We start from the raw sequence: 21065 nt of genomic DNA, 5'->3' as shown, positions 1-21065 counted from the left end.
ACTGCAGCCATGATTAGCGGAAAAACCACCCTGATTGCCCACCTCGGTTATCCGACGGAGGGATTCAAAGCGCCCATGATCTACAACCCCTGGTTCGAGCAGAACGGCATCGACGCAGTGGTGATGCCGATGGGCGTAAAGGCGGAAGACTATCCGGGCGTGCTGCAATCCCTGTTCCGTCTGACGAACATTCGCGGTGCGCTGGTGACCATGCCGCACAAGGTCACGACTACGAGCCTCGTTGATGAACTGACGCCTACCGCCCGCATTGCCGGCGCGTGCAACGCAATTCTCCTGCGCCCGGACGGTACGCTGCTCGGCGATCAGTTCGACGGCGCAGGGTTCACGCGAGGCGTTGAACGCAAGGGCCGGCCACTGAAAGGCGCGCGTGCGTTTGTTCTCGGCAGCGGCGGCGTGGGCTCGGCTATTGCGGCATCGCTTGCTGCAGCGGGCGTGGCGGCCCTGGCCCTCTTCGATACCAACACCGCGGCAGTCGAAGCGCTCGCCGACCGCTTGCGCAAGCACTATTCGCAGCTGGTGGTAACCACGGGTTCCAAAGATCCGGCGGGCTACGACGTGGTCGTCAATGCAACGCCGCTAGGAATGAACGAGGGTGATCCCCTGCCGTTCGACATCGACCGCATTTCGCCCAGCACGTTCGTTGGCGAAGTCGTCATGAAATCCGAATACACGCCGCTGCTGCGCGCAGCCAGGGAGAAGGGCTGCACGGTGCAGGTCGGCACCGACATGCTCTTCGAAATGATTCCGGCCTACCTGGAGTTCTTCGGCTTCGGCACCGCCACGCCCGAGCAACTGCGCGCGGTCTCGAAGATCAAATATTGATGAGGTGACGTCATGAAGAAGGTGCTTGTTCTAAACGGACCCAACCTGAACCTGCTGGGTCAGCGCGAACCCGCGCAGTATGGGTCCGACACGCTCGCCACGGTCGAAGCGCTTTGCAAGGACGCCGGTGAACGGCTCGGCGTGGAGGTTGAGTGCCGGCAGTCGAATCACGAAGGTGTGCTGATCGACTGGATCCATGAGGCGGGCCGCGAGATAGCAGCGGGCAACATGCATGGGGTCGTGATGAACCCGGGCGCCTTCACGCACACGTCGATCGCGCTGCACGACGCCATCAAGGGTGCGAGCGTTACGTTGATCGAGCTGCATATTTCCAACGTCCACGCGCGCGAGTCGTTTCGTCACCACTCGTACATCTCGCCCGCAGCGCGCGGGATTATCGTTGGTCTGGGCATCAAGGGTTATGCCCTTGCCATCGATGCGCTGGTGCAGGTGTCGCAAGTCAAGTAAGCAGGGGTGATGCAAGGCCGCTGCCGCCGAGTTTTTCCGTCCTGTTCGTCCTGCGGGCCCGGGCTAATCTTCCACACGGCGTGCGTGGAAATCCGCTTTGAGGCGCCACGTCTGCCCCTGATCCTGCGATTCTTCACCTATCCACCGGAATGAAGCGGGCGTGATTTCCCTGAAGCTCCAGCGTACGGCGTTGCCGGTGCTGTCGTGCCCGTCCTGGACAATGTCGGTGCCGGAAGGACGTCCGAGCTGGCGCGAGTAATATTGGCGGAGCGGGTCGCTCCAGATGATGTGCCATGCATCCAGAGCAGGGTCGCAGACGCGCAGCGTGGTGCCGTGGAAGACCCCGGGCAGGACCCATACATCCTGGATCGCGCGCCCTTCCAGCACCCAGCCGAAATGGATATCGCCGTGACCGGCGTGCGGTTTACCGTCGTCGTCATAGACAACGGTTTCCATTTCCCAGCGGCCGATCAACCAGCCGTAAAGTTTCATTTTGTCAGCCCGGTCGGCAGCGGGCTCATTGGTATGAAGAGCGGCAATCAAGTGTTGCGATGTCGGCATGGCGAGAACTCCGTCAACGGCAGGATTTCCTATCCTGGCGAATGGCAGGTCACCCGTCTTGGGGAATATTGCTATATCTTTGCTTATGGCTTCAATCCCTCATCTCCTTGCATCAGGCACCGGATGGCGCGTCCAGGATGTCGTCTGCACCGCCGGTCCGCTCGACCGGCCTTTTGAAGAGCAGCACGCGTCCCTGTGTATCGCGGCGGTGACCTCGGGTACGTTCCGTTACCGTTCAACGCAGGGATCGGCCACGCTGGCGCCGGGCGCAGTGTTGCTTGGCAATGAACATCATTGTTACGAATGCAGCCACGAGCACAGCGCCGGGGACCGCTGCCTTGCGTTTCATTTCGAACCTGAATTCTTCGAGCAAATAGTTGCTGCAGTGCCGGGTGCGCGGCGAATTTCCTTCAATATCCCCACTCTGCCGCCGCTGCCCGCGTTGATACCCATTGTTGCTGCAGCGCAAGCCGCGCGTGACAATGGGGACCTTGCGGCGCTTGAGGAGCTGGCGTTATGCATGGCCGCCACGGTCTCCGCCGCGTTAGTGGACGCCAAGCGGCCCGCGCGCCTGCCGAGTTCCCGCGATGAATTGCGGGTGGCCGCAGCGTTGCGCCGGATCGAGCAGGAGTCGCACCAGCCACTTCTGCTTGCAGATCTCGCGCGTGACGCGGCGGCCAGTCCTTATCATTTTCTGCGGCTGTTCTTGCAGGTTGTTGGCGTGACGCCGCACCAGTACCTGATGCGCACGCGATTGCACGAGGCGGCCGTGTGTCTGCGCCGATCCGGCGAAAGCATCCTGAGCATCGCGCTGGAGACGGGCTTCAACGACGTGTCCACATTCAATGGCCATTTCAAGCGGATCATGGGCGTGAGCCCGAGCGTGTATCGCCGTTTGAATGGGCGGGGCGAGCCGCATTCGCGGGACGCCTGACGGTGGTTTTTTCCCCGCTTGGATCACGTTCGTAAAGAATAGATATCCTAAACATGGGTGAAAGCAGTCCCCGAAAAATTGCCGCTGCCGGGAAAAACACCTGGCGATCAATCGCAGTTTCTTCGACCATCATCAACCTGAGCGACGATCACCGCTCCTCCGCGCGGACCTCTTCTGCGCTCGCTATCAGTAAGCAAAATGCAAGATAGATGCGCCTTCAAAGCGGTCGCTTCGCATCAGCGGCACTCCCCATTGCCATGTGTTTTTTTCTGTGAAAGACTTCGTTCATCTGCTGTGCCGGACATGATTCCGGTATACCGGACAGAGGATACAAACCTGTTTTATCCAATGCCGCCGCGTGTTCATGCGAGGCAGGGTAGTCCGCAACATCGTTTTATGCAGGCCCATGTGCCGGCATGGTGAGGGCGTTGAATCCAGGGTCTTCTCTGGGCGCCGCCGTTTGCCCCTGAACCGACATTTTCACTTTCAAGGCTGAGACCCAAATGAGACTTGTCAAGAAAAGCGCACGTATCGCCTGTTTATTCGCGGTGGCCGGTCTGTTGACGCTGGCCGGTTGCACGAAGGTCGCCACGCCGGCCCAGGATGGATCGGCGGAGTCCACGCTGAAAACAGTCCTGCAGCGCGGCACGCTGCGCGTGGGCGACTGTCTTAGCTTCGCGCCCTTCGGCTTTTATAACAAGGACGGTGCGGCCGACGGTTACGACGTCGACCTCGCGAAAGAGCTGGCGAAGCAAATGGGCGTGAAGCTGGAAGTCGTCAATACAACGAGCGCCAACCGTATTCCGAACCTGCAGACCAGCAAGGTCGACGTGATGTTCTGCAACTTCACGCGCAATTTGGAGCGGGCCAAGGAAATCGCTTTCACCAATCCCTATGTCGTGGCCAGCGAGGCGCTGCTGGTGAAGAAGAGCAGCGGCGTCAAGTCGATCAAGGACATGTCCAATCGCACGATCGCCACCGTCAAGGGATCCACGAACGGCGACGAAGTCCGTGCGCTGAACATGCAGGTGAAGATTCAGGAGTTCGACAGTTCGCAGGCCGCCATCCTCGCAGTCAAACAAGGCCAGGCTGATGCCATGATCGAAGACAACAACTTCCTCGCGTATCAGGCTTCGCTCGATCCCGAGTTGACCGTGACCGACGAAGCGCTCGTTCCGCTTGAATACAACGCCTTTGGCGTGAAGGCGGGCGATCAGGTCTGGCTCGACTACCTGAACCTGTTCCTGTTCCAGGTCAACGCGTCGAAGCTGAACGCGCAGCTCTACAAGAAATGGTTCGGCGCCGATCCGCGTTTCCCGCTGAACCCGCAGTACTGAAGCGTCAACGCCGCATGCATTGCGCAAGCCTTACGACGGAGGAGCAATGAGCTATCAATGGGTGACCCTGTCGGGCTATCTGAACGATTTTGTCCGGGCGGCGTGGCTTACTCTTCAAGTCACGTTGCTGGCCTTCATCGTCGCGATGCTGCTCGGCTTGCTGGCCGCACTGGCCAGTACATCGCGCGTCGTGGTGCTGCGGGCCATATCGAGTTGTTATATCGAGGTGATCCGCAACACGCCGGTGCTGCTGCAGATCTTCATTGTTTTCTTTGGCCTGCCGTCAATGGGCATCACGCTCGATGCGTATACGGCCGGGGTTATCGCGCTAGGTGTGAACGTGGGTGCGTACTTGGCCGAAGTGTTCCGGGCGGGCATTCAGTCCGTGCCGCGCGGCCAACTGGAAGCGGCTTCCATTCTCGGCCTGGAGCGTTCGCAGATCTTCGTTGAGGTGGTCATGCCGCAGGCCGCGCGTGCTGTCTATCCTGCGATCGTGAACAACCTGATCCAGCTTCTGCTCGGGACGTCGCTGCTGTCGGCTATTGCTTTGCCGGAGCTGACGGGCATGGCGACCGTGATCAACTCGCGCACGTTGCTGTATATCCAGACCTTCACGATCACGTTGATTGCCTATCTTGTGCTGAGCAACTTGCTGTCGTGGGTCGCCGGAATGATCGGGGCGCGGCTGTTTCATCCGCCGCTCGTACTGGCGAAACGCGCACGCCGGCCATTGCTCATCAGGCGCCGTGTGAGCCCTGGAACCGGAGAGTGACCATGACAAGCGACCTGTTGATGTCGAGCCTTCCCATCCTGCTGCAGGGCCTGCTCACCACGCTCATTCTCTCCGTAGCGGCCATTGTTGGCGGCACGCTCGTGGGGCTGCTGGCGGCCGTGTTGCGCAGCTTCGGGCCCTGGGGTACGCCACGGCTCGCCCGGCTCTATACCGAGCTGTTTCGCGGCACGCCCGTGCTGATCACGCTGATGTTCATCTATTTCGGCGTGTCGTACTTCGGTTATGCCATCGATGTATTTGCAGCCGGCGTGATCGGGCTCAGCGTGTATCAGGGCGCCTATATTGCAGAGATTTTCCGCTCGGGGATCGAGTCGGTCCAGAAGGGGCAGTGGGAAGTCTCGCAGATCCTCGGACTGAGCAAGACGCAGGCGTTCTTCTCGGTGATCCTGCCGCAGACCGGAAAGATCGTGCTGCCGCCGTTGATCGGCCAGTACCTGTCCCTCATCAAGGACACGTCGATCGTCAGCATGATCGGCATGTCCGAGCTGATGCATCAGGGGCAGGCGATTGTCGACCGGATCGGCAAGCCGGTGGAAATCTATGGCCTGGTTGCCGTGCTGTATTTCATTGTCTGCTTTCCCCTGTCGCGGTGGGTGCGCCGCCATGATCGAAGAAGGAGCCTGTTGTCATGAACACCGCCATCGCGTCCGAATCCATCATCAAACCTATCATCAACTTGAGTGGCGTCACCAAGTCGTTCGGCACGACCCAGGTACTCAAGCAGATCAACCTCGACGTGCGGCAGGGCGAAGTGCTCGTGCTGATAGGCGCCTCCGGTTCAGGCAAGAGCACCGTGTTGCGAATCATGAGCGGTCTTGAAACCGCTGACGCCGGCGAGGTCTGGGTCAACGACGTGCCGCTCCACGACGCGCGCCGAGCACGCGAAATTCGTGGTCATGTGGGCATGGTGTTCCAGCAGTTCAACCTGTTCCCGCACAAGAACGCGCTGGGTAATGTTTCGCTGGCCTTGATCAAGGCACGCAAGATGAATCCGGCGGACGCCCGCAAGCGGGCGATGGACGCATTGGATCGCGTGGGCCTTGCTGATCGCGCCGATCATTATCCGAGCCAGTTGTCGGGCGGCCAGCAGCAGCGGGTAGCCATTGCACGCGCGCTGGCCGTGGAGCCGGGCATCATGTTCTTCGATGAAGCCACGTCCGCGCTCGATCCGGAACTGGTCGGCGAAGTCACCGAGGTCATGCGCGGCCTTGCACGCGACGGCATGACCATGGTGGTCGTCACGCATGAAATGGGCTTCGCGCGCAAAACGGCGGACCGCGTGGTCTTCATGGACAAGGGCGTGATTGCCGAGCAGGGCGCACCCGAGCAGATCTTCGTTAATCCGCAGAACGAGCGCACGCAGCAGTTCCTGCACCGGGTACTTGACCATTGAGTACGACCGGTATGCAGCGGTGGTCCGCAGCCGCTCATGCGCTAGACTCGCGTCAGTCAAAGATCGAAGAAGCGAATCATATTGCCGACGGAGTTTGAGTCATGTCTGTACAGGAATCTTCAAGGGCGAGGGGAGTCGACCGGGTCGTCTCCATCCTCAAGCAACTGCATAGCGTGCGGCGTCCAATGACCATGCGCGAGCTGATTGAGGCAACTGGGGCCCCGCGCTCCAGCATCTATGAACTCGTGACAATCCTGACGGAGGCCGGCTGGCTGGAAGCGGGGGCGGACGGTAGTGTGTTCTTCGGCCGCGAGATGCACTATTACGGGTCCGACTATGCGGTGCACAACGACCTGATCAGCCGGGCGCACGTGGTTATCCTGAGTCTTGTCCGAAGCCACGACGAGACTGCGCAGCTCTGCATGCTCGAGGGCAACAAGTACACCGTGGTGCTGTCGGAAAACAGTTCGCGTCCGTTCAATATCAGTTCGGATATAGGCGTGAAAGTCCCCATTCCCTGGACCGCATCCGGCCGCTTGCTGCTCGGACACCTGAGCGCGGACCAGATTCGCGCGTTGATTCCGGAAGAAGACTTCGTGCTCGATAACGGCAAACGAATCGAAGTGCCGGAATTCCTGGGTGATGTCGAGCGCGCCGCCGAACAGGGGTTTTTCTGTACGGAAGGTCTTTCCCATACGTTTCGGTATTGCATGGCGGCGCCCGTGCGAGACAAGAACGGGCAAGCCGTGGCCGCGCTGTGTTTCATGACCAGCCGCGACACCGACCCGAACAAGCGCACGGCCATGCTCGAGGATCTCATACGCTCGGCGAAGACCTTGTCGCAGCCTTACTACGGGACGAGTTTCAGCGCGGTGGGCTGATGATGGCAAGAGGCATGACCGCGCTGAAATGTCGATTCATCAAGAGGTTCAGGCGCCCACGCTGGCCGCAATCTGCACGTCCTGCACCGCCACGCCGGTGAGGTCGGCCACCGTGATCTGGGAAGGGTCGGAATCGTCGCGAGCGCGCTGGCGGGCGTCCAGCAACGCACCGAGTTCAAGCAACTGCCCCGCTTGAATCAGCCCGGCCGATAACGCGTGCGAGATTTCGCCGTATTTGCTGCACTGGTCGATCGAGTCCACCACGATCACCCCGGCCCGCGCAATGATTGCCGGATCGAGTTCCTGCTTGCCGGCGCTGTCCGCGCCCACCGCTGTGATATGCGTGCCGTCGCGGATCCAGTCCGAGCGCAGCAGCGGGTCTCTTGATGGCGTTGTGGTCACAATCAGGTTCGCGTTGGCCGCAACGCCCTCAGCAGAGTCCATCGCCCGCACATTGAAGCCCCGTGCCGACATCTGCTCCGCGAATAGTCCGCGGTTTTTAGCGCTCGGCCCCCATACGAATACGTCCCTGCAACCGGTCACCGGTTGCAGGTATTCAAGCTGCAGCCGCGCTTGCTCGCCGCTGCCAATAATTCCGATCCCATGCACCTCGCGCGGCGCCAGCAATCGCGCGGCGAGCTGTCCGGCAAGCGCCGTGCGCACGCTGGTGAGCCAGCCTTCATCCTGCAACAGGGCGACCGGTTCGCCCGTCGTGGCGGAAAAAAGCACCATGAGGCCGTTGTTGCTCGGCAAGCCCTGTTTCGGGTTGCCGTAGAAGCCGGTGGATACCTTGACCGCGAACGCCGCTGCGCCATCGACATAAGCCGACTTGACGCAACAGTCGCCATTGGCTGCGTCGAACCGGAAGTTCTGGACCGGCGGCACCTGGACGGTCTTGCGGGAATAAGCGATGAAACCTTCTTCGATCATCCGCACCGCGCGTTCCATATTGAAGCGCGCGATGATCTCGTCTTTCGTCCAGATTTTCACTTAACCGCCTCGATGAATTTGTTCAGCATGATGTTGCGTCCGCACAGCACCACGGCCACGGCACGTCCCTGATACCGGGGGGCCAGTTTCAGCATTGACGCCAGTGCAACGCCAGCCGCGCCTTCAACCATCCAGCGGTCGGTCTGCGCGAGCAGTTTCATCGCCGCCTTGATTTCTTCTTCCGTCACCAGGGCGGTGTCGGTAATGACTTCCCTGGCGATATTGAAGGTCACCGAGTCCGGTTCCACGCCGCCTGCGGTACCGTCTGAAATTGTTTCGCTTTCCTCAACGTCTATGATCTTGCCCGCTTTGAGCGAGCTATACAGAGCGGTCGAGTTCGCAGGCCAGCATCCGATCACATCGGTTTGTGGACTCAGCGCCTTGATCGCCGTGCCAATGCCGGAAATCAGCCCGCCGCCGCCGACAGAGGCAAACACGGCCCCCAGATCCGTAATCTGTTCGTGCAGTTCCATGCCAATCGTGCCCTGGCCGGCTATGACGTCGAGATCGTTGTACGGTGACACGAAAGCCTTGCCCTTGAGTTTCGCTTGCCGCGCAGCTTCCAGTTCGACGGCCAGCGGTGTGTCATTTAGCGTGACCACCTCGGCGCCCAGCGCACGAATGGCGTCGAGCTTGATCGCCGCTGCCGACGTGGACGCATAGACGGTGACCGGAACGCCGGCCAGCTTGCCGGCGAACGCGACTCCCAGGCCGTGGTTGCCGCTCGATACCGTAAGCACGCCGTTGCGGCGTGCGCCGGCATCGAGCAGGCGGAGCTTGTTGGTCGCGCCGCGAAACTTGAACGAGCCGGTGTGCTGCAGATGCTCGCACTTCAGGTAGACGTCGCACCCGGTCGCGTTCGACAACATGGGACTGAATGCAAGCGGCGTCACGCTCACCTGGGGTCGAATCGCGCGATGCGCTTCCTCCATATGCTGAAACAGATCATTCATCAGTCGTAGCCCTCAGTTCTTTCAGGTAATTGAACACTGTCGCGCGGCCTATGGACAGCACCTTCGCGACGTAGTTGGCCGCGCTCTTGCCCTTGAATGCACCTTCCTCATGCAAGGCTTCAATCAGCGTGCGCTTATGCTCACGCGTCAGCATGGATAGCGTGAGCTTGCGTTCCTGCAGCCAGTGGTTGAGAAAGATATTCACGCGCTCCTGCCAGTCGTCCTGGAACAGCTTCTCGGGCTGCGGTTGCAGCGCGGTGCTTGAGAGCAGCAGGTCGAGCGCCTGTCTTGCCTGCTCCAGCGCGGCAATATGAAAATTGATGCACATGACGCCGATCGCCTGACCCGCGTCGCTGCGTACGACTATGCTGACCGAGCGGATCTTGCGGCCGTCCCAGCCCAGTTTTTCATACGGGCCGATCACGCTTTCGTCCGGATCGAACTCGATGTCGTCGAGCGATGATTCGTCGCCCAACTCGCGCTTGGACTGATTGTTCGCCACGTGCACCACGGTTTGCGTGGCGAGGTCGTGTATGACAACTTCCGTGTACGGTGGAAACAACAGGACGATACCGTCGGCGATAGCCCTGTAGCGAGCGAGCAACTCGGCCGGCGGTTGTGGTTCGCTGCGCTTGAGCGCCCGCTTGGACGGCGCTTTCACCGCGAGTTCGGCGGGTTGTCCGGAGGCGATTTTCAAATTACGTGCTTTAGTCATTATTCAATGTTGATTCGTGCGGAACAGTCGTGCGATGTTCCGCACGCGCGGCTTAGTCGACCGCGAGATCGACCGTAAAATATTCCTTCAACAGCTTCTGGTAAGTGCCATTGCGCTTCAGTTCCAGAAACGCACCGTTGAGCGCGTCGACCAGTTCCTTGTCCCCCTTGCGCACACCGATACCTACGCCTGTGCCAATCACCTTCGCATCCTTGACCGACGGCCCCGCGAACGCAAAACCCTTGCCTGCAGGCTGATTCAGGAAACCAAGGCTCGCGGCGGTCGCATCAACGAAGGTGGCATCCAGGCGTCCTGCGCTCAGGTCGGCATAGACCAGGTCCTGGGTTTGATAACTGACCACGTCGACGCCTTTCGTAGCCCACGCCTGCTTCGCGTATTGCTCCTGAATCGACCCTTGCAGCACACCTACCTTATGCGATGCCAGTGACTCCGCCGCGGGCTGCAATGTGCTGCCCGCGCGTGCCACCAATTGCGCCGGACTGCGGTAAAGCGGCTGGGTGAAATCGATCTGCTCGCTGCGTTTCGCGTTGATGTTCATCGCAGAGTCTATCGCGTCGAACTTACGTGCTTGCAGCGCGGGAATCAGGCCGTCGAATGCATTCTCGACCCACACGCATTTCGCTTTCAACTGCGCGCAGAGGGCATTGCCAAGATCGATGTCGAAGCCTTGCAACTGGCCATCCGCCGTCTTCGATTCGAACGGCGGGTAAGACGCTTCCACGCCGAAGCGGATGGTCGAAATCTCCTTCGCCTGGACCTGCACCGCCACCAACATGGATGCCGTCGCGCATAGCGCAACCGCGAGCATGGCACTTAATGCATTTTGCCTCATGGCTATCCTCACTTCCGCGTTTTAAAAATTGAAAGGGCTAGGGAAAACGTGGCTGGCGCAAGGTGCCTGGCCCTCGCGCCCGGTGCGGCTAAAAATCGTTAAGCAGTTGACCGGTCTTGCGATGAGGCAAGGGGTTCTTGCCTGCGAGCAGGGCGACACGCTGGCCGGGGCGCACGAGCTTCATGTACTGCTGCACGATCAGCAAGCCGTCGACATCGCTGAATACCGGATGACGCGCGGCGCCCGGTGCGCCAAGCAGCGGAATGATCTCGGCGATGATCTCACCGGTTTTCACGGTGTCGCCGGGGCGCTTTCTATAGGCGACGAGACCCCCGGCCGGTGCGGGTACGTGCGATACGCCTTCGAGCGGGAAGACCATGACCTCGTGCTCGGCGAGCGGATGAGACCGGTCGTCATTGTCCGGATCGAGGTCCACGAGGCCGCGCAATGCGAGGTATTGCAGGATGCCTTTCGCATCGGCCTGCGCAAAGGCGTCCGAGACGTCGGCTTGCCCGCGAAGTTCGACCGACGTGCAAAACGCGGCGTGCCCGGCGTCTATCAGCCCCGCTTGTTGAAGCACTGCCCAGCATTGCGCAATGGCTTCGTCGAACGGCGTTCCGCCTGCGCGGTCTTCAAGAAACACCGCCCTGATCCGCATGTGGCGAGCCAGCGCGACCGCTTGCGTGCGCTGGCTGCGATTGCTGTACAGATGCAGGATGCCGTCCGTGTCGCAATGCAGGTCCAGCACGATGTCATGTTGCAACGCTTCACTCAGCAGCGCCGTTTTCATGGCGGCGACGGGATCGAGCGGCGTCAGTTCTGCTGCCACATCGGCGAACAAAGCCTTCGCGCTCTTGATGTCGTTATGGGCAATGCCGCGTGTAGCCAGCGCTTTTTCCACGCGGCTGGTGAGATCGGGAAAACGGCGGTTGAAGTTTTCGCCATTGTCGAGATTGAAGCGTCCGGTGTGCGCCCCGAACACGCGCTGCCCCAAACCAATGGGGTTGGCGAACGGACGCACGACGATCCGCCCGCGGATGCGGCCCGCGTTATCCAGCTTGACCAGTGCGTCGAGCAGGTGCTGGATGACCAGCAAGCCGGGCAACTCATCCGCATGCAGACCCGCCTGGATATACGCGCTGAGCCCCGACCCAACGCCCTCGAAGGTGTGCTTGAACAGGCGATGCGAGGCGCCCGGCGACAGGGCGGGCAACTCGGAATATTGGGTCGATAGGGTCACGTCGTTTACCGGAATGTACTTGTTAGTCTAAGATAGACTGTAAAATACAATCGGTCAAACGGAAAAATAACCAGCGTCGATGTTGGCGGGTTCAGCAAAGATGACCTGGTCCACCGGTGTTTTTTCGCTCATCATTCCGGCTATCGCTGGAGGTAGCCGACTCACGGAGATTTCAATGAAGATCAAGGACTTTCTTGTCGAACGCTGGATGGACCGGTACGAGCATGAAGCTCGCTATAACCTCGCTGAAACCTGCGTCGAATCGCTGACGGTTGCGCAATTGCTCGAGCTGACCGGCAAGCGCGACAGCCTGCTCGGCGAGCTGCTTCCCATGAGGCTGACCTATGGAGCGATCGAAGGGTCCGACCGGCTGCGGGCCAATATTGCGGCTTTATATGAGCGGCAGACACCGAAGAATATTGTCGTGACACACGGCGCCATAGGCGGGAATGCGCTGGTGTACGAGACGCTGGTCGAGCCGGGGGACCGCGTGATCGCGGTGTTGCCAACGTACCAGCAGCATTACTCGATTCCCGAAAGCTATGGCGCCGACGTGCAGACCATGACGCTGCGCGAAGAGAACGGTTTCCTGCCGGATCTCGACGAGCTTCGCAAGCTGGCGAACCAGAAGACGAAGCTCATCGCCATCAACAACCCGAACAACCCGACGGGCTCGCTGATGGATGAAGCCTTTCTCAGGGAAGTAGTCGCCATCGCCCAATCGTGCGGTGCGTACCTGTTGTGCGACGAGGTTTACCGGGGCACGAATCAGGAGGGCTCAGGGTTCACCGCGTCCGTCGCGGATCTTTACGAGCGGGGCATCAGTACCGGCAGCATGTCTAAGACGTGGTCGTTGGCCGGTTTGCGGTTGGGGTGGATTGCCGGCCCGGCCGGCCTGATTCGCGCGGTGTGTATTCATCGGGACTACAACACCATCAGCGTGGGGATGATTGACGATTATCTTGCGTCCATTGCGCTTGAAGCCAAGGACAAGATCCTTGCGCGCAACCATGCAATTACGCGGACCAACCTCGCGGTGCTCGACGACTGGATCGCCAAGGAGCCGCTGGTGTCGTATGTGAAGCCCAAGGCCGCGACGGTCTGCCTGCTCAAGGTTGATGTCGACATGTCATCGACTGAATTTTGCGCTGCGCTGATCGAGGCGACCGGCGTGATGTTCACGCCGGGCAGCGCGTTCGAAATGGAAGGGTATATCCGCGTCGGTTTCGCGAATCCGCTCGATGTCCTTCAGGAGGGACTAGTCAAGGTCTCCGGCTTCCTGGAAGGCATCGAGCGCCGGTAGAGCCAAGCGCCTGCCATCCGCTCGGCCGGGGTCCTAGAACTTCTTCCGGATCCCGACCAGCGCCATGAACTGGCTGTTGTTGCTGGACGCCGCCGTTCCGTTGAGAATCCACGCATGGGCCGTACCGGCGGCTCTCTGGTAGACAATGTTGCTGTACAAGTCGGTCGTTTTCGACAGGAAGTAGTTGATACCCAATGCGCCCTGGTTGTAGTGCGTGTTTCCACCGGCGGCAACCGTGCTTCTCTGAGTCGTGTAGAGATAGGCCGCAGTCAGCACCGTAGCGGGCGTGACCTGATAGCGCAGGCTCGTTTCATAGTTGTTGAACTTCAACGCGCCGCCAACGGTCGCGTCGAAGGCCGCATTGGTATAAATAACGCTCGCGAGGAGCGAGCCGAACGTATACGTGCCGCCGGCACCCCATACCGTGTGCTTCGCAATGCCGCCGGCGGCAATCGTCGGCAGCGCACCGTACGTGTTATCCGACGCTTCCGCACCGGCTGTGCTGTAGCCGGGCTGAGTGACCGTGAAGAAACCCGCATCGAGGTGGACCGGACCGTTCACATAGTCGGCGCTGCCGCTCCACAGGCGGTTGGTATTGATCTGGCCCGGGAGGTTCGAAAACGCATACAGGGCTTTCGCGGTGAAACCGGCGATGGTCGGTGTCGTGTACTTGATCGCATTGTTGGGCCGGAACGTGCAGTTCATGTCGTCGCTGTCATACGGGTGGAACGTATAACCGGACATGTAGAGGGCGGCCATTTCGTTGCCCACATCTTCCTGGAACGGCATGTACTGGCGACCGGCCGTGACGGTTCCCCAGTTGTTGTTGACGAGGCCCACGTACGCGCTGCGGCCGAACATCCGGCCGCCTTGTCCGAGCGCGCCGTTCTGAATGTTGAAGCCGTTTTCAAGCCTGAAGGTGGCTTGCGTCCCGCCGCCGATGTCTTCGAAACCGAGCAAGCCCCACCGGTTCGCCGACATGGCGCCAGGCAGCGCTTGAATGCCGTGATCAATGTGCCCGTTGGTCGAACCCATGTTGCTCGTGTAACCAATTGCCGAATCGACGAGCCCATATAGCGTGACGCTGCTTTGTGCCTGCGCGGCGCCTGCCATGGAACCAAGCAGGGTAGCGGTGACCAGAACTTTCCTACGCATTTTAAACATCCTCTTAAAGTGCTGCATAGATCGCCCAAAAATGTTCTTATCGATGCTCGATTCTTTTTTGGGTCGATTAGTTGACGGAGTTGAATTCCAAACGAGACCGGCTTTCTTATAATTAGTAGTACTAATATTGAATCGTGAAATGTGATGTATTGAATGAAGCCTCTTCAGGCCTGGTTTTCTCCTTTTATGTCAGCTTGCGAGAGACGGTGGTGTTTCGAAGTACTTCGCGTTGTCTGGGGCGATGACCGTGGTGAGCATCGGGTAGTGACAAGCGCGTCCCGAGAACGCCGGAAACTGCCCATTGTCTTCTCGCATTCGCGCTCGCACGGGCGAGTTCAGCGCCTCGGCGAGTAGTTGCGGTGAAGGGAAGGTCAGCATGTTTCGCTGCATGTAGTTCACGCGCGTCCATGGCATGGACTCACACCAGTCGACCCGGGTGAATACGTTGACCTGCCGTACGTCCGGATAGTCGAGCATGATCTGAGGGTGATGCGTGATGTAGTAGGACAGCCAGTCATTGATATTTTCCGCAGCGCCCGGGTAATGCACGAGATAGCTGCATAAGGCGGGTTCCGCGGCCGTCCTCGTGAGAGGCAGGAATGTCCGGGTGAGCATGGCCTGATGTGTGACCACGCTTGCGCCTGTTGCGAGCCAATAATCCGACTGCGCAAGCCGCCAGAGATGTCCGCCCTCGGCGACTTGTGATTCGAGTGCCTCGATGCAGGCGAACTCGAGTCGAAGCGCAAGCAGGGGCGAATGCCCGTCGTCGTGATAAGTCGTGATCCGAGCGGGTGTATGGAGTTCGGCCTTCAATAAGTCAGGCGTCGCGCGGATGGCTTCCTGGATGAGCTCGTAGTGCGCCGCGCTTATCCGGGCGTGCGGATCGTCCTCGTTGGTCGCAGTGATGAAGTAAGAAAATGTCATGGATCAGATCAGCTCAAGTGCAAGGCTTGCGGTTTGGAGGCAGGCAAGATTTCTCTATCCCGGCCTTTTACTTTTGCGCAGCGGAGGCGCGAGCACCGCTTCGGGAATAGGGCAGACGTAGGGGCGCCCACCGGTCAAGCGCGCATGTTCTGCCTGAGCTGCGCTGATTGACGACGGCTCTGTCAGCAGATCCAGCGCGGTCGCTGCGAGCGCCTTTGCCGCATGCAGCATCCCTTTGTGAGCGGCGGGCAGTTTCCCTTGGGACACCAGCTGCCACGTGTGCATGTTGGTGCCTACGGCGTAGCACGCGCCGAGGTATTGGGTTGTCGGCACGATCCAGCTCACGTCTCCTACATCGCTCGACCCTGTCAACGAGCCGGGTTGTTCCCCCAGTGGGAGCGGTGTATCGGCGAGTCCATGGGCATTGGCTGGTCCTCGATACGCGTCAAGGCATTCCTGCAAATCGCCCGCGCTGATGTTCCCGGCGAGCAGCGTGACGAAATCGCGGTCGGACTGGTCGAAGGGCGGGGGACCGAGCCGCTCGAGGTTATCCATGATCAAGGTTTCGATCGTTTCGTTGCGCAGCACGTTGGAGCACGCCCGATCGACTTCCACGTCGACGGTTGTTTCGGTCATCAGCGCAGCACCCATGCCGATTCGCCGGACGCGCTCGAATAGCGCCCGCGCCTGCTCCATGTCCGGCGCGCGGACAACATACAGCACTTCGGTACGGGCCTGGACAACGTTCGCAGCCAGGCCGCCGGCATCGGTGATGGCGTAGTGGACGCGAGCTTCGGCAGGCATGTGCTCGCGCAGGAAATTCACGCCGACGTTCATCAGTTCAACCGCATCGAGCGCGCTGCGTCCAAGATGGGGTGAAGCCGCCGCATGCGAGGCCACGCCGGAAAAGCGGAAGAACGCCTGAATCACCGCCAGCGACTTGTACTTGAAAATCCCCGAGAAAGGGCCGGGGTGCCAGGTCAACGCGAAGTCGATCCCGTCGAAGACGCCTTCGCGAGCCATGTAAGTCTTGCCCGCGCCCCCTTCCTCGGCAGGGCATCCGAAGTAACGCACGATCCCTGGCAAACCTTGGGAAACGAGGTAGTCGCGTGTGGCGACCGCCGCCAGCATCGCACCCACACCGAGCAGGTGATGGCCGCATCCGTGTCCGCTGCCGCCGGCGCATATCGGGCACGCTTCCATGGCCGCAGCTTGCTGGCTCATGTTCGACAATGCGTCATATTCGCCCAGGAAGCCGGCGGCGGGCCCTGCATCCCCGGCCTCGGCGACGAACGCCGTGGGCAGGCCGGCGAGGTTCCTCGTGATCCGGAATCCTTCGCGCTCAAGTATCTCGATCTGCGCTTCGACTGAGCGGAATTCTTCCCAACGTGTCTCGGCAAGATCCCAGATCCGATCCGCAAGGTCGATATAGGTGTCGCGCTTTGCTTCGACGAGTTGCCCGATGAGCGCGAGCCTCTGGCTATCTTCACGCTTCATGCGTCCACTCCTGCGTACTGGATCGGAAATGCTCCCCGCACCGAGCCTCTTTGTGTTCGATTTTCCCGGGCGACAGGAGGAAGTACGTCATCCGGGATGGGGCAGACGTAGGCTTCTTCAGCCGCTTGCTCGCGTAACTCGGCCTTGGCCTGTTCAAGCAATGAAGGACTCGCGTAGAGCGCCGCGGCGGTGGCAGCCATTACCTTGGCGATATGAAGCATGCCCTTGTGCGCTATCGACGATTTGCCTTGTGCGACCAACTGCCAGGAATGGAATGGCGTGCCCAGCGCGAAACAGGCGCCGAGACAGCGCGCGGTCGGGACGACCCAACTGACATCGCCTACGTCGGTCGACGCGGGCAACAACGATGGCATCGATTCAGCGGGCAAGACCCCGTCATGCAGGACTCCCGTGAGCCGATGGGCGCCGAAAATCGACAGGCTGGCCTTCGCTTCGGCGGGCGAAATCGCGGCGTGCATGCGCGCGGCAAAATCGTGATCGCAGGTATCGAACGGTGTTGGACCGATTGCGAGCATGCGTTCATACATCAGGCCGGACAGCACCTTGTTGGGCTTCATATTCGACATTGCCTTCTCTACCCGGCACAGGACGGTGGTGTCGGTCATCATCGCGGCGCCGTCTGCGATTTTTCGCAGACGCTCGAGCAGCGAGTGGATCGTGGAAAGCTCCGGTGCGCGCAATTGATAGACGACCTCGGCGCGTGCCTGCACGACGTTGGGAGCAGTTCCTCCCGTATCGTGCAGCGCGTAGTGAAGGCGGGCGTCACTGGGCATGTGCTCGCGCAGATAGTTGGCGGCAACATTCATCAGCGTGACGGCGTCGAGTGCACTGCGACCCAGATGAGGCGCGGCCGCCGCATGCGCTGCAACGCCGTTGAACGTGAAGCGCGCGTGGAGCGTCGCAAGGGTTGTCATTGCGTCGATGCCGAGGACGCTTGCAGGGTGCCAGGTGAGTGCGGTGTCCAGATCGGCGAAGGCGCCTGCTCGCGTCATGAACGTCTTTCCGGCTCCGCCTTCCTCGGCGGGACAACCGTAATAGCGGACCCGTCCCGGACGGCCGGACGCATGCAGCCAGTCCTTGATGACGAACGCGGACATCAGTGTCGCGCCGCCCAGCAGATTGTGGCCGCAACCATGTCCGCTGCCGGCGTCTGCGACCGCTTGCCGGCTGGCCGAGTTGGCGACCTGGCTGAGATGAGGCAACGCGTCGTACTCGCCGAGAAAACCGATCACCGGGCCGCCGTCGCCGGCTTCGGCGACAAACGCGGTAGGGATGCCCGCAACTTCTCGCGTGATTCGAAAGCCGTGCCGTTCGAGTTCGCGGATTTGCAGCTCAGCCGACTCGTATTCCGCGTAGGCCGTTTCGGCGAGATCCCACAAACGGTCGCTCAAGTGGACACATACATCGCGGTACGATTCGATCCGTAGGGCAATCTCTTGATCGAGTTGATCGAAATTCACTTGCTTTTCCCTTTTGATTGAAGCACGCAGGCCATCGCTGTTCGACCCGTAATCGAAACAACGGGTCGCGCCTTGCATCCGAATCACGAACATGAATAATTAATCGGAAGGGTTCCACTCTCTGCAGGCGGCTAGATTCCCGCCTTGGCGTGGAACGCGTTGTTGCGGCCGAGCGTTGCGCGATGGCGCATGTAGAGTGTCAGGACGGCGAGCAGCGAAATTGCGTTTGCGGCGAGCAGATACCAGGCCGGCGACATCGGATCGGCGGTCCTGGCAGCAAGCCACGCGACGACCACTTGCGCGCTGCCGCCGAATATCGTGGTCGGCACGCTGAAACAGATGGACACGCACGTGCTGCGAATCGCGTTGGGGAATATCTCGGGGATGAAGCACAATTGGAATGGCGCCATCAGCACGCGCAACAAAGTCAGCAATCCGACCATCGAGAGAAAGGTGGCGGCGGTGCCGTTCTGGGTGACCCAGACGAACAACGGCACGATCGCCAGTACCGTCAGAAGCTGCGGCAGCAGCATCCACTTCGTATTGGGAAACCGGTCGTAGAGCAGGCCCGCGGCCAGCGATGCGACGATTCCCACACCGCCGGTAATCAGTCCGACCAGCATGGAGGTCGACGTGGGCAGGTGCAACACACGCAGGCCGTAGGTCGTCATGTAGTACCCGACGACATACACCGTGATCGTCGGCCCGATCAGCACGGCACACGAGATCAGCAGATCGGCAAGGTGCTTGCTGACAATGACGGATACAAGCTCACGCGTCCCTTTGACCGCGGACTCGAGATCGAGGGTTTCGCTCAGTTGCTTGCGGATATACAGTCCGACCGGCGCGATCAGCAGACCGACGACGAACGGCACGCGCCACCCCCACTCCGAGAGCGCAGCGGGCGACAGCATCGACGACACGACGTAGCCGACCAGCCCGCCCAGCAGCGAAGCCACGCCTTGGGTCGCAAGCTGCCAGCTCGTATAGAAGCCGCGCCGGTTCGACGCCGCCATTTCGAGCATGTAGGTTGTCGCGGGCCCCATTTCGCCACCGGCTGAAAATCCTTGCAGCAGGCGGCCGATGACAACGAGGATGGGGGCCACCATGCCGATCGTTGCATACGACGGCGTGAACGCGAGGATCGCGGTGCCGAGCGCCATCAGGCCGATCGTCAGGGACAGTGCCGCCTTGCGGCCGGAGCGGTCCGCGTAGGCGCCGATCACCAGGCCGCCGATCGGCCGTGCGACGAAGCCGACACCGAACACGGCGACCGACGCGATCACCTGGCTCGCCGGAGAAAACGCCGGGAAAAAGGCCTTGCCGATGAACACCGCAAAGAAGGCGTAAACCGTGAAGTCGAAGAACTCCAGGGCGTTGCCCACGACCACCGCGATGAAGTCGCGGGTCGATGCAGTGTGGACTGTCGAGTACTCGCACCCGTTTGCTTGATTTGACACACCCGTCTCCGAATTTGGGTTAGCACCGGCGCTGTTGCCGTGCGGTTGAAAAAATAATGTCGTTCGTTTTTGCTGCCGTCAACGAGTCAAAATTCATCTGGCTTCATCGGCTCTCATTTGGTCTCACTTGGTCTCATGTGGCTTCCGTGACCGTTGGATCATCCAGAAAGTACGCACGAAGCAATCCGGCGCCATGCCTGTCCGGCATGGCGCAAATGGGCTGCTTTGTGAGAAGCCGCGCGCTGCGAAACCGAATGCTTACCGCCTACAACAGGCACTCGACAGAGTGAAAGAGCCGGCGTTTTAAAGGATCTTCCGAGGTCATGGACGTGCGGATCACGCCGGTCAGGCACTCCACGAAGTATTTGGCGGCATTGCTAAGCGGCGCGCCACGCCGGTATATGAGGCTGACCTCGGCCTCGGCAATCGAGTCGACTAGCGGGAGGACTGCTAATCGTTCCTTGCTCACTAGCAGTTCAGCAAGCGGCCAGGGCATCAGCGTCAGCATATTGGTGCTTGCGACCAGCCCAAGCGCGATGGCGCTGGAATGCGATATATGAATGCGTGGTTCATAGACACGGCAGTATTCGGTGAAGGCATTGTCCGCGGCGAGCTCGTCGACCGAAGAATCGCGATTCAGGATCCACTCGGCGTCCTTCAATTCATGCAGCGACCTGCACCCGGCCAGGTGATGTTCTGCCCGCGCGACCACCGCGTAGCCCGTGCGAAATAGCGGGACATGGGTGAACTCCTCCGTTTGCGTAACGGGGCTGGCCCTGCCAATAGATATATCGAGTGTTCCATCACGCAATCTGGGTATCGACACGGTTGCCAATCCTTCGAAGAATTCGATCTTTACCTCGGGCATACGCGTCTGGAACAGACCGACAACCTCTCCAAGCAACGTTAGACCGACCCACGACACCGCTGCAATCGACAGCGTGCCGTCCCTCATACCGGATAGCCGCTCCATTTCCTGCCGCGCACGCGCCAGTTGCCCGACCGTCAGCCTTGCATGGCCGAGCAGCGTCTGACCTGCCTCGGTCAGCGTCACACCGGTGGCCTCGCGAATGATCAGTGTGACATTCAGATCTTCCTCGAGCTCGCGTATCGCCTTGGTAATGGCGGCTGGCGAGAGGTCCGTGGCGCGGGCTGCGTTCCGGATGCTGCCGGTGTCGGCTATTGCAACAAGTGCGCGGAGTTGATGTAGCTTCATGGTCAATGTATGACGCCAAATTTTGTCAGGAGGAGACAACCGGGAGTCAACAGCAACAC

The 21065-nt window shown here is 60.3% G+C and carries 21 protein-coding genes; 9 read left to right on the top strand and 12 right to left on the bottom strand.

Annotation, left to right across the window (positions count from 1 at the left end; all coding sequences use genetic code 11):
* Window positions 1-9: 9 nt before the first annotated feature.
* Both ABH944_RS25015 and aroQ read left to right on the top strand, forming a co-directional pair.
* Window positions 10-843: a shikimate dehydrogenase family protein gene (locus ABH944_RS25015; protein ID WP_404609856.1), complete on the top strand. Its 834-nt coding sequence runs from the start codon at window positions 10-12 to the stop codon at window positions 841-843.
* Window positions 844-855: 12 nt separating this feature from the next.
* The gene (gene aroQ / locus ABH944_RS25010) at window positions 856-1311 is read left to right on the top strand and encodes a type II 3-dehydroquinate dehydratase (protein ID WP_404609857.1); all 456 of its coding nucleotides are present in this window, start codon (window positions 856-858) and stop codon (window positions 1309-1311) included.
* Between the two features lie 63 nt (window positions 1312-1374).
* On the opposite strand, the gene ABH944_RS25005 is transcribed toward aroQ, so the two are convergent.
* The gene (locus ABH944_RS25005; RefSeq protein WP_404609858.1) at window positions 1375-1872 is read right to left on the bottom strand and encodes a hypothetical protein; all 498 of its coding nucleotides are present in this window, start codon (window positions 1870-1872) and stop codon (window positions 1375-1377) included.
* A gap of 85 nt (window positions 1873-1957) precedes the next feature.
* Here ABH944_RS25005 and ABH944_RS25000 point away from each other — a divergent pair, with 85 nt between their 5' ends.
* The 6 genes from ABH944_RS25000 to ABH944_RS24975 all read left to right on the top strand — a co-directional run bounded on the left by ABH944_RS25000 (window position 1958) and on the right by ABH944_RS24975 (window position 7210).
* Window positions 1958-2806, top strand: a complete 849-nt coding sequence (locus ABH944_RS25000; protein ID WP_404609859.1) for a helix-turn-helix transcriptional regulator — start codon at window positions 1958-1960, stop codon at window positions 2804-2806.
* 503 nt (window positions 2807-3309) lie between these two features.
* The gene (locus tag ABH944_RS24995; RefSeq protein ID WP_404609860.1) at window positions 3310-4143 is read left to right on the top strand and encodes an ABC transporter substrate-binding protein; all 834 of its coding nucleotides are present in this window, start codon (window positions 3310-3312) and stop codon (window positions 4141-4143) included.
* Between the two features lie 46 nt (window positions 4144-4189).
* Window positions 4190-4915: an amino acid ABC transporter permease gene (locus tag ABH944_RS24990; protein WP_404609861.1), complete on the top strand. Its 726-nt coding sequence runs from the start codon at window positions 4190-4192 to the stop codon at window positions 4913-4915.
* A 2-nt stretch (window positions 4916-4917) separates the two neighbouring features.
* On the top strand, window positions 4918-5568 hold the full coding sequence (locus tag ABH944_RS24985; RefSeq protein WP_404609862.1) for an amino acid ABC transporter permease: 651 nt from the start codon (window positions 4918-4920) through the stop codon (window positions 5566-5568).
* Entirely contained in the window at window positions 5565-6329 is a 765-nt protein-coding gene (locus tag ABH944_RS24980) for an amino acid ABC transporter ATP-binding protein (protein ID WP_404609863.1), read from the top strand. Before ABH944_RS24985 ends, ABH944_RS24980 begins: the two co-directional genes overlap by 4 nt.
* Window positions 6330-6430: 101 nt before the next feature.
* The gene (locus ABH944_RS24975; RefSeq protein WP_404609864.1) at window positions 6431-7210 is read left to right on the top strand and encodes an IclR family transcriptional regulator; all 780 of its coding nucleotides are present in this window, start codon (window positions 6431-6433) and stop codon (window positions 7208-7210) included.
* Between the two features lie 48 nt (window positions 7211-7258).
* On the opposite strand, the gene ABH944_RS24970 is transcribed toward ABH944_RS24975, so the two are convergent.
* The 5 genes from ABH944_RS24970 to ABH944_RS24950 all read right to left on the bottom strand — a co-directional run bounded on the left by ABH944_RS24970 (window position 7259) and on the right by ABH944_RS24950 (window position 11961).
* Window positions 7259-8200, bottom strand: a complete 942-nt coding sequence (locus ABH944_RS24970) for an ornithine cyclodeaminase family protein (RefSeq protein WP_404609865.1) — start codon at window positions 8198-8200, stop codon at window positions 7259-7261.
* Entirely contained in the window at window positions 8197-9153 is a 957-nt protein-coding gene (locus ABH944_RS24965; protein ID WP_404609866.1) for a threonine/serine dehydratase, read from the bottom strand. The genes ABH944_RS24970 and ABH944_RS24965 overlap by 4 nt, the downstream gene beginning before the upstream one ends.
* Window positions 9146-9868, bottom strand: coding sequence for a helix-turn-helix transcriptional regulator (locus ABH944_RS24960; RefSeq protein WP_404609867.1), 723 nt, complete (start codon window positions 9866-9868; stop codon window positions 9146-9148). The genes ABH944_RS24965 and ABH944_RS24960 overlap by 8 nt, the downstream gene beginning before the upstream one ends.
* A gap of 52 nt (window positions 9869-9920) precedes the next feature.
* Complete coding sequence (locus ABH944_RS24955; protein ID WP_404609868.1) at window positions 9921-10721, bottom strand: ABC transporter substrate-binding protein; 801 nt, start codon at window positions 10719-10721, stop codon at window positions 9921-9923.
* A gap of 88 nt (window positions 10722-10809) precedes the next feature.
* The gene (locus ABH944_RS24950) at window positions 10810-11961 is read right to left on the bottom strand and encodes a succinylglutamate desuccinylase/aspartoacylase family protein (RefSeq protein ID WP_404609869.1); all 1152 of its coding nucleotides are present in this window, start codon (window positions 11959-11961) and stop codon (window positions 10810-10812) included.
* Window positions 11962-12136: 175 nt separating this feature from the next.
* On the opposite strand from ABH944_RS24950, the gene ABH944_RS24945 reads away from it, so the two are divergent.
* The gene (locus tag ABH944_RS24945; protein ID WP_404609870.1) at window positions 12137-13264 is read left to right on the top strand and encodes an aminotransferase; all 1128 of its coding nucleotides are present in this window, start codon (window positions 12137-12139) and stop codon (window positions 13262-13264) included.
* A 33-nt stretch (window positions 13265-13297) separates the two neighbouring features.
* Here ABH944_RS24945 and ABH944_RS24940 read toward each other — a convergent pair whose 3' ends face one another.
* The 6 genes from ABH944_RS24940 to ABH944_RS24915 all read right to left on the bottom strand — a co-directional run bounded on the left by ABH944_RS24940 (window position 13298) and on the right by ABH944_RS24915 (window position 21006).
* Window positions 13298-14419 carry a porin gene (locus tag ABH944_RS24940; protein ID WP_404609871.1) on the bottom strand — a complete coding sequence of 374 codons (1122 nt, stop codon included), beginning with the start codon at window positions 14417-14419 and terminating at the stop codon, window positions 13298-13300.
* A 198-nt stretch (window positions 14420-14617) separates the two neighbouring features.
* Window positions 14618-15352, bottom strand: a complete 735-nt coding sequence (locus ABH944_RS24935) for an ethyl tert-butyl ether degradation protein EthD (RefSeq protein WP_404609872.1) — start codon at window positions 15350-15352, stop codon at window positions 14618-14620.
* A gap of 54 nt (window positions 15353-15406) precedes the next feature.
* Complete coding sequence (locus tag ABH944_RS24930) at window positions 15407-16849, bottom strand: amidohydrolase (RefSeq protein ID WP_404609873.1); 1443 nt, start codon at window positions 16847-16849, stop codon at window positions 15407-15409.
* Window positions 16846-18330: an amidohydrolase gene (locus ABH944_RS24925; RefSeq protein ID WP_404609874.1), complete on the bottom strand. Its 1485-nt coding sequence runs from the start codon at window positions 18328-18330 to the stop codon at window positions 16846-16848. Before ABH944_RS24925 ends, ABH944_RS24930 begins: the two co-directional genes overlap by 4 nt.
* A 131-nt stretch (window positions 18331-18461) precedes the next feature.
* Window positions 18462-19790 carry an MFS transporter gene (locus ABH944_RS24920; RefSeq protein WP_404609875.1) on the bottom strand — a complete coding sequence of 443 codons (1329 nt, stop codon included), beginning with the start codon at window positions 19788-19790 and terminating at the stop codon, window positions 18462-18464.
* 265 nt (window positions 19791-20055) lie between these two features.
* Window positions 20056-21006, bottom strand: coding sequence for a LysR family transcriptional regulator (locus tag ABH944_RS24915; RefSeq protein ID WP_404609876.1), 951 nt, complete (start codon window positions 21004-21006; stop codon window positions 20056-20058).
* Window positions 21007-21065 lie beyond the last annotated feature (59 nt).

Origin of the sequence: Caballeronia udeis (genome assembly GCF_044909315.1) — a bacterium.
GTDB classification, from domain to species: domain Bacteria; phylum Pseudomonadota; class Gammaproteobacteria; order Burkholderiales; family Burkholderiaceae; genus Caballeronia; species Caballeronia udeis_A.
This window is presented reverse-complemented; position numbering and strand designations above follow the sequence as displayed.